The 12,407-nt window shown below is 35.2% G+C and carries 14 protein-coding genes; 5 read left to right on the forward strand and 9 right to left on the reverse strand.

Annotated features, from left to right (window positions below; all coding sequences use genetic code 11):
* Positions 1-8: 8 nt before the first annotated feature.
* The 6 genes from AC2YJL_RS25070 to AC2YJL_RS25095 all read right to left on the reverse strand — a co-directional run bounded on the left by AC2YJL_RS25070 (position 9) and on the right by AC2YJL_RS25095 (position 3,250).
* On the reverse strand, positions 9-1,133 hold the full coding sequence (locus AC2YJL_RS25070) for a hypothetical protein (RefSeq protein ID WP_487375021.1): 1,125 nt from the start codon (positions 1,131-1,133) through the stop codon (positions 9-11).
* A 67-nt stretch (positions 1,134-1,200) separates the two neighbouring features.
* The gene (locus AC2YJL_RS25075) at positions 1,201-1,506 is read right to left on the reverse strand and encodes a hypothetical protein (RefSeq protein WP_280157782.1); all 306 of its coding nucleotides are present in this window, start codon (positions 1,504-1,506) and stop codon (positions 1,201-1,203) included.
* 21 nt (positions 1,507-1,527) lie between these two features.
* Positions 1,528-1,776: a hypothetical protein gene (locus tag AC2YJL_RS25080; RefSeq protein WP_098383152.1), complete on the reverse strand. Its 249-nt coding sequence runs from the start codon at positions 1,774-1,776 to the stop codon at positions 1,528-1,530.
* Between the two features lie 28 nt (positions 1,777-1,804).
* The gene (locus AC2YJL_RS25085; RefSeq protein ID WP_098919320.1) at positions 1,805-2,269 is read right to left on the reverse strand and encodes a hypothetical protein; all 465 of its coding nucleotides are present in this window, start codon (positions 2,267-2,269) and stop codon (positions 1,805-1,807) included.
* A gap of 482 nt (positions 2,270-2,751) precedes the next feature.
* Positions 2,752-3,000, reverse strand: a complete 249-nt coding sequence (locus tag AC2YJL_RS25090) for a hypothetical protein (protein WP_487375022.1) — start codon at positions 2,998-3,000, stop codon at positions 2,752-2,754.
* A 37-nt stretch (positions 3,001-3,037) separates the two neighbouring features.
* A complete protein-coding gene (locus tag AC2YJL_RS25095) occupies positions 3,038-3,250 on the reverse strand; it encodes a helix-turn-helix transcriptional regulator (protein ID WP_487375023.1) in 213 nt (70 codons plus the stop codon).
* Between the two features lie 150 nt (positions 3,251-3,400).
* Here AC2YJL_RS25095 and AC2YJL_RS25100 point away from each other — a divergent pair, with 150 nt between their 5' ends.
* Positions 3,401-3,796 (forward strand): helix-turn-helix domain-containing protein, encoded by a 396-nt coding sequence (locus AC2YJL_RS25100; RefSeq protein ID WP_487375024.1) that lies wholly within the window; start codon positions 3,401-3,403, stop codon positions 3,794-3,796.
* 165 nt (positions 3,797-3,961) lie between these two features.
* On the opposite strand, the gene AC2YJL_RS25105 is transcribed toward AC2YJL_RS25100, so the two are convergent.
* Genes AC2YJL_RS25105 through AC2YJL_RS25115 form a run of 3 tightly spaced genes read right to left on the reverse strand, consistent with a single transcriptional unit; the run spans position 3,962 to position 6,919 of the window.
* Positions 3,962-4,549 carry a response regulator gene (locus AC2YJL_RS25105; protein ID WP_487375025.1) on the reverse strand — a complete coding sequence of 196 codons (588 nt, stop codon included), beginning with the start codon at positions 4,547-4,549 and terminating at the stop codon, positions 3,962-3,964.
* A complete protein-coding gene (locus tag AC2YJL_RS25110; protein WP_335571173.1) occupies positions 4,537-5,931 on the reverse strand; it encodes a sensor histidine kinase in 1,395 nt (464 codons plus the stop codon). The genes AC2YJL_RS25105 and AC2YJL_RS25110 overlap by 13 nt, the downstream gene beginning before the upstream one ends.
* A 7-nt stretch (positions 5,932-5,938) precedes the next feature.
* Entirely contained in the window at positions 5,939-6,919 is a 981-nt protein-coding gene (locus AC2YJL_RS25115; protein ID WP_136790475.1) for an alpha/beta hydrolase, read from the reverse strand.
* 819 nt (positions 6,920-7,738) lie between these two features.
* Here AC2YJL_RS25115 and AC2YJL_RS25120 point away from each other — a divergent pair.
* The 4 genes from AC2YJL_RS25120 to AC2YJL_RS25135 all read left to right on the forward strand — a co-directional run bounded on the left by AC2YJL_RS25120 (position 7,739) and on the right by AC2YJL_RS25135 (position 12,318).
* On the forward strand, positions 7,739-8,305 hold the full coding sequence (locus AC2YJL_RS25120) for a hypothetical protein (protein ID WP_078990593.1): 567 nt from the start codon (positions 7,739-7,741) through the stop codon (positions 8,303-8,305).
* Between the two features lie 113 nt (positions 8,306-8,418).
* Positions 8,419-9,569, forward strand: a protein-coding gene (locus AC2YJL_RS25125; RefSeq protein ID WP_487375026.1) for an IS3 family transposase whose coding sequence is annotated in 2 segments (ribosomal slippage) — positions 8,419-8,689 and positions 8,689-9,569 — 1,152 coding nt in all. Because the reading frame shifts where the segments join, the coding sequence is not laid out codon by codon here.
* Positions 9,570-10,118: 549 nt separating this feature from the next.
* The gene (locus AC2YJL_RS25130) at positions 10,119-11,420 is read left to right on the forward strand and encodes a replication protein (RefSeq protein WP_487375027.1); all 1,302 of its coding nucleotides are present in this window, start codon (positions 10,119-10,121) and stop codon (positions 11,418-11,420) included.
* Positions 11,421-11,529: 109 nt separating this feature from the next.
* Positions 11,530-12,318, forward strand: a complete 789-nt coding sequence (locus AC2YJL_RS25135; RefSeq protein ID WP_487375028.1) for a ParB N-terminal domain-containing protein — start codon at positions 11,530-11,532, stop codon at positions 12,316-12,318.
* The last annotated feature ends 89 nt before the right edge of the window (positions 12,319-12,407 follow it).

The following is a 12,407-nucleotide window of genomic DNA, read 5'->3' on the forward strand; positions in this document are numbered from 1 at the left end:
ATCCTTTCTTATAGATTCTTTAAAGCTTCTTCTTGTTTCTTTTGTTGATCCGTTAACGACTTAATTTTGTTTTCATCTTTTTTGTCCTTCTTGTTCTCTTCCTCCACTTGTTTTTTCGTTTCTTCTATCTCCTTCTTCGTTTTTTCATAGGTTTCTATTTTTTGGTTCAAGTCTTGGCTTTGAATATGAGCTGCCTCTTCTTTGGCCTCCTTTACTTTATCAAGCTTCAAATACCCATAAGCCTTCATTTCATATCGTTTATCCGTCATGTCTACTCCTGATTGGCTCATCATATCTTCCCAACGTTTTTCGTGATAGGCAAGATCAAAAGCTCCATTTGGCGAAGGAAACGTTTGTTGGAACTCTTTTAACTCGTTAACATCCCCCTTCTCTGAAATCATGCTTTCCACTACTTCTGGATGGTTTCCTTGAAGCTTAACAGCTTCCTTATACTTTTTTTCGTCGACGAGAAGACTCATATAAACGTTTTTCTGTTCTTTCGTAAGACTTTGTTCATCGATAGAAGAAAGCTGTTTTAAAGCCCCTTCTGAGTCCCCTAAAAGCGCCTTTTCATATGTTCCTGTTATTTTTTGTTCGAGTTTGACTTGTTTTTGTAAATCTTGAATCGTTTCAGCTCGATCTTGAGAAGTAGCCACTGTTGAAAAACAAGTTGCTGAAAGGATAAGCAGGGATAAAATCCCTCCTCCATAGATCAACCTTCGATTACGAGTAGAAAGTACAGGCGTTTGAGGCGTTTGCACATGATCCTCTTTTTCTTCCTCTAAAGAAAAAGAACCATCTGTTGTTTTCAGATGGTCCGGTACTTCCTTTTCCAATTGTTCAAGAAAACCTCTCTTTCGAGCTTCCTGTATATCGTCCATTTTTAAAGAGCTTAACTTTTTCTTAATATGATCGGCTACATGACGAGCATGCCCCGATCCAATAGACAATGTTCCTGCATATACCTCTTGATCTTCTTCATCGAGGATAAAAAAATCAGCATGAGCCTTTTTTCTAGTACGTCGATACTGTGTTTCTACTGTTTCTGTTATCTCGCATGCTTCTGGAATCGATAACTTTTGAAATGGATTTAACTCTTTTGTCTCACTTTTTATAAACATGACAGACAGCATGTTTCTCCATTCCTTTCATCTAAAAATGAGCATAGAAAAAAGCTATACAATCAACTGTATAGCTTTCTTAGCTTCCAAATCGGATATTTGTATTAACACCTTCAGCTAATGCATAGGCACCCATAACAATAACTAACCCAACTGCGCCTCCAACAAACCATGCGATACATTTATGACGACCTCGTTCTCCACCTAAAATTAAGTGATAACCACCTATACAAAAGCCAAGAGCTGCGGCAACCATCGCAATACGTTGCAACCATTTAATAATAGACTTTCCACTTTCGATGAGGCCATTCATGCCATCAGCCGCCCCAAGGGTTAAATGCGAAGTTAACTGCGTCACATCCACGCTATTTAATAAATCTAACATGTATTTCACTCCTCTTTTTCGTTAGTTTTGTGTTACTGGAATACTTTGTGGTCTTACAGGAACTGATTCAGCTGCTTTCGGTTCGTTTTTTTCCTCCTCCTCTTCTTCACCTGTAAAAGCACTTAATGCTTGAAGAATCAAATCTTGATTTTCTTCAATAAACTGTTGGTGTTGTTGATGTAGCCAGTCATTGTATTTGTTTCCATTCACTTTTAGCAACTTTTCCACGAGATCTTTTGATTTCTTTAATTCTTTTTGGGAGATCGTCAAGATACCACCACCTTTCAAAGCGAATCTCTTATTCTTCGAAATACATTTCTTTCGATGTTTCAATAAAATGAGAAAGTTCTGTTTCTAATTTTGATGGATCATATTCATCTAACTCAATTTGTTGTTTTAACTCACCATCTTTATACACAGCCAAAGTATCAGCATGTTGATCTAATCCATAGTCGTTTTGACTCTTAGAACCATCAAATTTAGGATGATGACCATCTAACTCCTTTCCTTCAACATTCTCTTGTTGCATTGCACGTTTGACATCATTCATGTATAAATCACGATTCTCCTTATTAAAGGAGAACATAATGAATCCAGTACCATCTTCTTTCATGAATTTCTTCATCTGAAGAGGACTTAATTCTTCTAGTTCACCATTTCCTTTCACTTCACTTGAATTGTAGGAAGAGACAAACGCTGTGCCTATTCCAAGAGCCACAACGATTCCTGCTACAGCAGAAAGTAACCATTTTTTGTTTTTCATAACCATTCTCCTTTGTTCTTAATATTCAGACATAACAAGCGATTCTGAAACCTACCGAGAGTCATATTTTACCACAGGTTTAGCGATCATCTCTGTCTTTTCAAGGTTATGAAAGTAAATATATACCCGTTTCTGGCTGGAAGGGCAAACCCTATATTGGCATGCATAGTTTTCACTAAGCCCAATAATGCACAACGTTTTCGGCATGTACGAAGAACCTCGTGTATCTACTGTTTGGAGTGTTGTCGCTTCTTCGGATTTACCCTCACGCCATCACTCTTTACAGATCATGGATACACCGTCACTGTTTTGTTGCTAGATCACCGATGAGTTTTAGGACGCACTCATCGAACCTTATCGTTATCGTATACCTTAACCCCCTTGTGATCCGTTTAGGGGAGGCACGCAATATGTAATTGTCAAGGTACCACTTCTCGTGCTCTCGGCACGTTTCAAAATCGCTTGTATGCTGCATCTAAGAACTAGCAGGTCTTTTGTAACACTTCCTTCAATTCCTCATCTTTCTTTCTGCGCTTGGCGACGATGGTATGAGCCTGATCCATTACTGAGCGTACTTCATAATAAATATCAGCTACACGTTTGACATCGCCCGTTCCTTTTTCTACAGCTACCCCTCCTTTTAACGTATACAACTTTCCATCAAAGGTTTTGGCACTTTTCGCTCGTGCATCTAATATATCATAGAATGCTAGTCGCTTTTGTGCTTCCATGTTCATCGCCCCTTTAAGCTGTTAAGTATTTAAAAACTTAGTTCATATCCTTCTGACATGGTAAGAAAATATCTTCTAATCTAAGATCCAATGCCTCTGCAATTTTCTTCATATTTTCAAACGTTGGATATTGACGAGTCCCATTTTCTATCTGAGAAATAGTGGGTTGCGGAACTCCTGATAATTGAGCTAGATAGGTTTGACTCCACTTTTTTTCCAACCTCTTTTCTTTTATGGTCTTTATTTCCATCACCTCCTTAAACACAGTATATTTGATAACAGATAATTTGTAAACAGTTTTAAAATAATTTTTTTACAAATATTTTTGAGTTTTTATTATTTACGAATTTTTTCTGATAAGATAAATCTAAATACAAATATTTTATAAGGATGAAGTACAATGGATATCAAGAAATATATGGGTGTAAAAATCAAAGAATATAGAAAGGCAATGAAACTTACCACTATGGAATTAGGTTCTTTATCGGGAACTTCACAGAGTACAATCAGCGAAATAGAAAGAGGTACTCGATCTATTCAAGTGGAATCCTTAGCCAAAATTTGTAATGCTCTTGGTGTCACGCTTAACGATGTTTTGCCTATAAGTGCTTCTCAAGAAAAAACAGATGCCTCTTATACTCCTGAAATAAGCCAACTTACAAATATAATTAGCGCTTTGTCTTCTGACGAAGTTAGGTTGCTTACGGATATACTTTTAAAAGTTAACCGATTACCACAGTCCGACAGAGAATCTTTAAAGTCTTTACTTAACTCGTTAATGAATAATAAGTTATAAATATATGTTAGAAGATTTTATCCGTTTAGGGGAGGGTCAAAAAAATACCCCTCTTCAAACGGATATAATTGTGGTATAATATATAGTCTTTTTATAGACTATAGCCCTTTAACACATAACAAAAAAAAGCAAAATGCAATGAAAAATTAGCTACAAACTAACTCTTCACTGCATTTTGCTTTTTATAATTCGTAATTGTCTTTTTATTGTTTCAACAGATTTATATAATTTGTCAGCAATTTGTGATTTATTTAATCCTTGTTCCCTTAAGGTATAAACTTCACGTTCTGTTGGTGTTAATATCTTTACTTTTCTTTCTTTCCTTAACTCTCCAACTAATACATTTGCGACATCGGCATGGAGGCTAACTTTTCCCCTAAACGCTTCTCTAATAGCGTCAGGGATGTCTCTATAAGATGTTTTTGTTAAGTAATTAACAACCCCTGTATCAAAGCATTCAAGTATAATATCCTTTTCATCCCAAGAGGTTAGCATAATAGTTTTCTTTAAACCTTTTTTGTATAAATGCCTGGCGACTTCAAGACCACTTAGGTTTTCTTCGTCACCCTCATCTTTTAATAACGTTAAATCCAATAAAACTACATCAATATTATTATAATCAACTTGTAAGGCTTCTTCTTTGTTGTAAGCTTGTTTAACAACAATGATATCGTTCTCTTTTTCTATATAATCACTTATACATTGCATCCAAACAGGATCATCTTCTACAATCATTAATTTTATTTTGTCCATAGGCTATTCTCTCCTACTAGTTTAGAGTTAGATTGTTCATTTACCCTAAATTCAATAATTCTCTTGGAAGGCAAAGTTAATGTAAAAGTTGTTCCTTTTTCGACTTTACTTTTCACTAAAATATCGCCACCATGTTTTTTGAGGACATTGTAACAATAGGTTAAGCCAAGCCCAAAATTTGTTTGATTATGTTTTGTTGAATAAAATGGATCTAACACGCGAGTAAGCTCACCTTTTCCGATTCCTTTACCCTCATCTATAAAGTCAATATGAATCTTCTTTCGAGTTTTGTAGACTTTTATTAAAATTACACCTTGACCATTCATTGCCTCACTGGCATTTTTGATTATATTTAAATAAGTTTCTTGTAATTGTTCGGTATCACCAAAGACTATAGCATCAACTTCATACTGCTTAATGATTGTAATATCAGGATTCATATTTAAGTAAGGTTTAAGCAAGTTAATTGCTGAATCGATACTTTCAGTTAGAGAAAATTCAGATTCTTTAAGATTTATAACATCCAACTTACTTTGAATACGCCTTGAAAGCTCTAAAACGTGATTCGTTGAATTTAAAACTAACCCTAGATTTTCAGCTGACTTGTCTTCAGGTGGAATCTGTTCTTTGATCTGATTCACTAACAAATCAATTTTAGCTATTTCATTTTTTATTGTATGGTTGAACAACGCTGTACCAGAACGCGCTGCTTTCATTGTAGAATCACGCATTTCTTTTTCAAATCTAATCCGCACTCCAAGAATTCCATACTTAACTCCAAAGTAAACAAATACAAGAAATTGGATTACAATAATCCAAGGATTATAACGCCATACGCCCACAATCCCCAATGCTTCTAAGATAATATTTGTAGTTAGTGCAAATGTAAACATTGGAACTACAAATACACAAGTCAATATTTTTCTTCTTTTAATAATTGGACGATCTTCTCGCCATGCAGAGTATATCAATAAAATATTAGCTGCTATCACATATGGTGCTACCCAAATCGCTAAAATACGAAAATCAACTCTAAACTCTGGATATACTTGAAACATAGAATACATAATGAAAATCGGAATTAGTAAAAGCAGCTTTAATATATTTCTCTTTCGGACATTACCAATGACATCTGAATAAACTATTCCAAAAATCAACATACCATATGGAGTAAAATAGTGTCCTATTGATGTAAATATTCCATCCAAGTGTAATATCCACTCTGGTCTATCTATCCCTTTTCCTAGTAAGGCCCCTATTCCTCCAAAGCCCCCACAAAACCCAATAACACTTGCCCATCTAATTTTCTCATTTTGAGGATTTCTAAAAAAAAGAATTGAACTCATTAACCACAGTAAAGCCACCATTATAAACATAAACATATGTTAATTACCTCTTTAGCTTATTTTGTAGAAACGAAATGGTATCCTTTGCAATTTTTTTTCGTTTAAGAACTATGCCTGCATGCCCACAATTGTAGACATACCGTGTAGGCTTCCCCCAAGATTCCCATAACAGATCTGCCTCTTGAATGTGAACGTATTGATCGTGTTTAGCAGAAATCAGTAGTATATTATCTTTATGCATTTTTGGAATGGCTTGATTCGGCTCGGTTAATTCCCAATATTTCACTAAATCGTTGTAATTCACACCATGAGACTCTAAGTCCTGTCTTATATACTTACCAGGAATCGTATTCCATATCGAATAACTAAGGCGATTAGAATAGAATATAGAAACTAATGCATCGATTTCTGACTCAAGTGTAGCAACTAAATTTGAGATAAAGCCACCAAGGCTAACACCTATTATAATTACAGGACCTTGTTTGTTATTCTTTATCCATCGAATTAAAGCCCTTAGATCAACAATTGCTTGTCTAGTCGATTCAACAGTCCTATTAATATTGGCACTAACCATAAATTCTCCACTATAAAGTGATTTCTCGGGCTGACGTTCTAGGTGGTAAGGAAGAGTATAATAGTACATATCCCATCCTAAATTTTTCATAATTGAATTATGAAAAATCTTCTTTACTCTATCAAACCCTTTCATTCTCCAACCATGGACAAAAATAACATTCGGCTTACTTTCATCTTCATTTAAGAAAGCCTCACCTCTTACGTAGTCATTGGAAACATCACCAGAAGGTATTAAACTTTCAAATCCAAATTCACCTATACTATATCTTTTGTCTGTAGAAGTTATGTCTAGTCCAATATCTGAAAGTGATGCTGGTACTTCAAAAAAAGTTTCTCTATCTATATTTATTGGTATATGGGCAGACTCAATATAATATTGATCCTCCTGGCTTCGATCTTTATGCAAATCATGCAGAGCATAATGATCTATCAATTTTGAAAGTAACAAGTTAATATCTCCCCCCAGCTGATTATTCATCATTTATTTTTTGTTATTTTTTACATTATTTTTCATGATATCAAACTCTCGACTAGATTTACATGAATCAACAATCCCTTTATTTCTATTATATGAGAACTAAATAATCTCTTTTTGTTCACATTAAGATAAATAAAACTACTTTTTTACCATTTTTTGAATCATATGATAGTCTATGGTCTCATCTTTTATAAAAAAGAATTTTTTGTTACTCTATTCAATGCTAAATGTCCCATAAACTCAATAAACATTTTCTACATTTGAAATAGAACTTATCTTGATTCAATTCTTAAAAATAGATAATAAATGCTATTGATTCATTGTTGTATTGTTCCCTCCTATTTTTATAAAACAGAGTTTGGTGTTAACAAAAACAATAAGTTGATCCTTAGTCGAACTTAATAATCACCTTTCTAACTTCCAAAACTTAAGTTAAACTAAAAACTACATAAGTTCACCATGCATTCACCACAGAACACACCACCATTCACATAAGTAGAACTTAAGTTAAACTAACATCTTGACAGTTCATAATATAAACCATATACACAAATCCGAAACAGGAATTGTTGATTTTTTGTCGAAATCATATAAAATTAAACGAACAGATGACTGTGAACCGGGTGAATAACTGCGAATCCAACAGGTGAATGACTGTGAACCGAGTGAACATAAGTAAACAAGGTGAGTGATTGACCGTGAATTGAATGAACCCTTATAAAAATCATATGTGAATGACTGTGAACCGAGTGAATGTACATAAAATATTAGTAAATGGTGGTGGATTAAATGAATACTTCTGAAAGTACAAATTTTATTGGCGTACCAGAAGCATCTGAGTATACCAATATTCCTCCTGAAACATTAAAAAGGTATTTAATTAATCATGAACAGTTTTTGAATTTCAAAAAAGAAGGTAGACGCTATAAAATAAGTATTGAATCACTAGATCTATTAAAAAAAATCCGTGAGCTCTATAGTGAGGGATTACTAAAAGATGATGTAAACGATAATTTAGCAAGTGATGGGCTTCCTATAACTATTACAGTCAAGAATCAAGAAGAGAAAGGCTCTATCTCTATAAACGATGAGCTGAGTGAAATAAAAAAGATGTTACAACAACAAGAACAACAAATGACACAGCAAATGCAATTTAATCAAAAGTTAGTAGAAGAGTTACAGAAAGTTAGCCAAACCAATCAAGAATTAAAACAAATGATAAACAGAAAAGATACTGAGTTGATTGGTGAGTTAAGAAAAGGATTATCAGAAAGTAAAAGAATGATTGAAGAGGCTTCTGCTAGTGCAGAGTTAGAAAAGAAAAAAACATGGTGGGAAAAATTAATGGGTAAATAATAAAAAGCTTCTACTATCGGGACTGACCCCCTAGAGTGAGACAAATAAAAAACACCTTTAAGTTAAAAAACGGGTATGTAGTACCTAACAATAACTTGGAGGTGTTTTTTTCTATGGGGACAAGAGTAAGCTATCCGGTAGAAATAAAATTAAAAGCAATTGAAATGAGATTCGCTGGTATACCTGTAAAAGAAGTATTATCACAGCTGAATATTCGTAATCATACCCAATTAAAAACGTGGATGACATGGTATAAAAATGGAGAAATGCATCGATTTGAACAGCCTGTAGGTAAGCAATATTCATATGGGAAAGGGCCTGAATTTAAGAGCGAGACGTCTAAGTTAGAGGCAGAGAACCGGCAGTTAAAGCAACAGATTGAGATCTTAAAAAAGTACAAGGAATTGGAAAGGAAGTGGTACCAGAAATCGTAGTGAACACAGTGGAAGAGCTAAAAGGTCAGGTGCCTATTTATCAAATCTGTTTACATCTTAATATCCCTCGTTCCACGTACTATCGTTGGAAGCAACATACAAAACGGGATACATTAAAGAAATGGATGGAACAACAAGTTGGTGAACAATGTCATAAACACAAGTTTCGATATGGCTATCGAAAGATTACAGCATTACTCAATCGAACGATGAAGATGAATCATAAGTTTGTGCAGCGTGTCATGCAGAAGTATGGTTGGCAATGTCGCGTAAAACGGAAGAAACGTCAGCGAACAGGGCAACCTTATCAGGTTGCAGAGAATGTATTAAATCGTGAATTTCGAGCTGATCGCCCTCTTCAAAAGCTAGTGACGGATATTACCTACTTGCCTTTTGGGCCTAAACAGTTGTATCTTTCAAGTATTCAGGATTTATTTAACGGAGAGATCATTGCGTATTCCATTGGTGATTGTCAAAACGTAGCGTTTGTTTTAGATACGTTAAGCCAACTTCCTTCTTTGCCTGAAGGGTGTACATTGCATAGCGATCAAGGTTCCGTGTACACATCGTATGCTTATCAACAAAAAATCAAAGAAAGAGGCATTACCATGAGTATGTCCCGCAAAGGGACTCCCGCAGATAATGCCTCTATCGAATCGTTTCATTCCTCGCTAAAGTCTGAAACGTTCTACCTTGACGAGTTGACATACACTACGACCACCATCGTAGAGCAAACCGTCAAAAACTATATTACGTATTATAACAATGCCCGTATTCAAACAAAACTAAACAACCAGTCACCTGTACAATACCGGCAACTGGTCGTTTGAAAGGTGTTTTGATCCCTGTCTCAAAAACAGGGATCAGTCCCATCCTAGTAGAAGCTTTTTATTATTATAGTGTTGTAATTTCATTATAAAATTTAATAATTATAACATATTTTCAATACATTGAGGAGGGGTATTTTTTTGACCCTCCTCATTTTTAAAAATGAATTGTATAATAAAACAAATTTATTGTTAGGGAAAAACAGTTAAAAAGAATTCTTTTGAGATATATTACTAATTTTTATTGAATTATGAGATTAATTAACGCTATAATAAAACTAACAAAAATGTCCGGAATAGAAAAAAGACTTCAACTGTTTAAGTAGTGCGACCAACACACTTAAACCGTTCCCCCTAATTGCGGTAGGGAAAACACTTGTCGAAGTCTCTTGTTAATAGAGTTAGTTTTTCTATAAGATAAAACTTATGTTTTTATTTTATATGAAATTGACAGCTATTTCAAGGGCTTAGTTCATCAAAATCAAGACATTGTTTTCCTTTTTCCAGGGAAACAGTGTCTTTTTTGTGTTCCTTAAAGGAGAAGATGAACAAATGACAAAAATATTAACCTGTTATTTAAAAGATGTAGATACCTTCAATGGACGGTTCAAATGGTTATGGACCAACAAGTCCACGCTTCGTAAAAAGAAAGAAGAGTTTTTAGACATTCTTCGTACCCACTTTAAACAACAACAATCTGCTATACATAAAGAATTTCCTAAAAAGAGAATGGAAATGCTCGATCACGTCATCTATAACCTAGTGGCTACGGGCATTCAAGCCATCCGTTCTGAAACGCTTATGAAGAAATTTAATGTTTCCAAAAGTACGGTTTCTCGTTTTGTACGCTCGTTAAAAGCGACTCCGTTTGTACTTGTGGCACGTTATATTAAAGAGGATGCAACAGGTACTCATCCTGATAGTTATGTATTTATCCTTAAAAGCCATAAAAACTTTCATCACATTTGCGACGAAATCTTTTTTGCTCATGATACAACAGGCATACAAACGCTTCAACAAGAAGAAATGACCACTCCTGTGACACGTCCTGTGACGTCTCCAGAAAGTGCTGAAAACGTTGATAAACCAAGCTTAGAGGCCGATAAATCACCTGGTGCCTTTATTAACCTTGATTTACCTGTAAATCATATAAATAATCATTTAATGTCTGTTTCACAGTCATTCAGCTATATCAAAGGTGTGCCTAAGAAAGTGAATCAAGTTTATGCAGGTAAGTATGGACATCAACTACAAGACTTTTATGCTCGTATTCAAAATGCTGCAAAAGCTGTCAAACGAGATACAGAGATTACGATTGAGAAAGAGCAAGTACATGACATTGCGTATACATCCATTGTCGGACTAGATAAATATGTACATGAAGCCAATCAACAAGGCAATCCGTTATCCCTACGGGATATGTGTCGATTAGTCTATCAAATTGCGAAAAATCAATTCTATGATTTAGTAAAGCCTAAAGACCAGGATTATTCATCAGTATACGCAAACCAACAAGAAGTTATACATACCGAAAGCAAAGAAATAACATTGGCTACACCAAAACGGATCATCCGTAAGGAGCTCGTTCCAGATTGGTTAAAAACTGAACAGCAGCAAGACCAACTTAAACAAGAAACAGAAGTTACAGTGGATCAACAGCTTGAAATGATTCAGTTAAAGCAAGATTTAGGACAAGAGCTAACACCAGAAGAAGGGGACTTGCTGCAAGAACACAGTTCTACCTACAGTTTGTTTGAAATAGCTCAGGTAAAACAAGACCTAGGACAAGCTTTGACACCAGAGGAACAAGAATGTTTGCGTCAACAGAACCAGTTAAAAGACACAGCTTCCTAATCAAAAAAAGTAGAAATTCCTTAGAAGCTGATGTTTTAATAGAATATGTTTATTTAGAACTGTGTTCTAAATAAACAATAACTAATAATCTACGCAGGAGGAGACGATTATGCCACACAAAATTACGTTAACCGGATCAGCCACAGGACCCTTACGAGAATATGATCGCTACTTTGCCTTTGATATGCGTGAAAAAGGGTCACCATCTGCGCCTAAAGGATTAAAGAAGAGTACCTTTATTTCGTATACCGTGTTTGTTGCAAAGAAAGCCTTTAATAAAACGGGGCTCACCAAGAAAAGCATCACGCATGAAAAGGTTTTAATTCAAGGGGAACCAACTTTAGACATTCCCATTGATGAATGCCCTGGTGAAGTAGGCGTAATTTGTTTCCAGATTACCGTTCTCCCGAATAAAAATGATAAAGAGAAGAATCAGTCCGAAGAGAAAAAAGAACCTAAACAAGAGGCTTCTGCGTCTCCTGAGGTACCGCAGAATACGGAATCTAAAAAACAGGAAGAAACGCAAGTACCTGTTTCTCAACCTGTAGCAAAAGAAGAGAAGAAAGAAGTAAAGCCTATTCAGCCAGAAGTACAACAAGCGCCTACAGAAGAGGAAAAGACTGAGGAAAAAAAGACAACACTATCCAACCAACCGAAGGGAACTCAGGATCTATTGAACGTTGATGATATTATCGTTCCTGAAGAGTTCTTAAAGACACGACCCAACCCTGAAAAAACACAAAAGGTAATCGATTTTGTGAAGCGTACAGGGCGCCTCGATGAGCCGTTGACGATCGAAAAAGGGTCAAAGATCTTAAAAGATGGATACCGTCGTTATGTGGTGGCCAAAACGGTCAAAATGGATCAAGTTCCGGTTGTCTATGAGTATCAAAAGTAAGAACTCACAGAAAAAGTAACGATTGTTTAGAGTTTTACTGACAAATTAGACAAAAACAGACTAAACAAAGTGATAACCTATGTCCAATG

The organism is Priestia sp. SRI_019 (assembly GCF_057586255.1).

Bases quoted from the DNA above. Each gene is read 5' to 3' on its own strand.
- AC2YJL_RS25070 (WP_487375021.1), bottom strand. From the start codon at position 1,133: ATGCTGTCTGTCATGTTTATAAAAAGTGAGACAAAAGAGTTAAATCCA.
- AC2YJL_RS25075 (WP_280157782.1), bottom strand. From the start codon at position 1,506: ATGTTAGATTTATTAAATAGCGTGGATGTGACGCAGTTAACTTCGCAT.
- AC2YJL_RS25085 (WP_098919320.1), bottom strand. From the start codon at position 2,269: ATGAAAAACAAAAAATGGTTACTTTCTGCTGTAGCAGGAATCGTTGTG.
- AC2YJL_RS25090 (WP_487375022.1), bottom strand. From the start codon at position 3,000: ATGGAAGCACAAAAGCGACTAGCATTCTATGATATATTAGATGCACGA.
- AC2YJL_RS25095 (WP_487375023.1), bottom strand. From the start codon at position 3,250: ATGGAAATAAAGACCATAAAAGAAAAGAGGTTGGAAAAAAAGTGGAGT.
- AC2YJL_RS25100 (WP_487375024.1), top strand. From the start codon at position 3,401: ATGGATATCAAGAAATATATGGGTGTAAAAATCAAAGAATATAGAAAG.
- AC2YJL_RS25105 (WP_487375025.1), bottom strand. From the start codon at position 4,549: ATGGACAAAATAAAATTAATGATTGTAGAAGATGATCCTGTTTGGATG.
- AC2YJL_RS25110 (WP_335571173.1), bottom strand. From the start codon at position 5,931: ATGTTTATGTTTATAATGGTGGCTTTACTGTGGTTAATGAGTTCAATT.
- AC2YJL_RS25120 (WP_078990593.1), top strand. From the start codon at position 7,739: ATGAATACTTCTGAAAGTACAAATTTTATTGGCGTACCAGAAGCATCT.
- AC2YJL_RS25130 (WP_487375027.1), top strand. From the start codon at position 10,119: ATGACAAAAATATTAACCTGTTATTTAAAAGATGTAGATACCTTCAAT.
- AC2YJL_RS25135 (WP_487375028.1), top strand. From the start codon at position 11,530: ATGCCACACAAAATTACGTTAACCGGATCAGCCACAGGACCCTTACGA.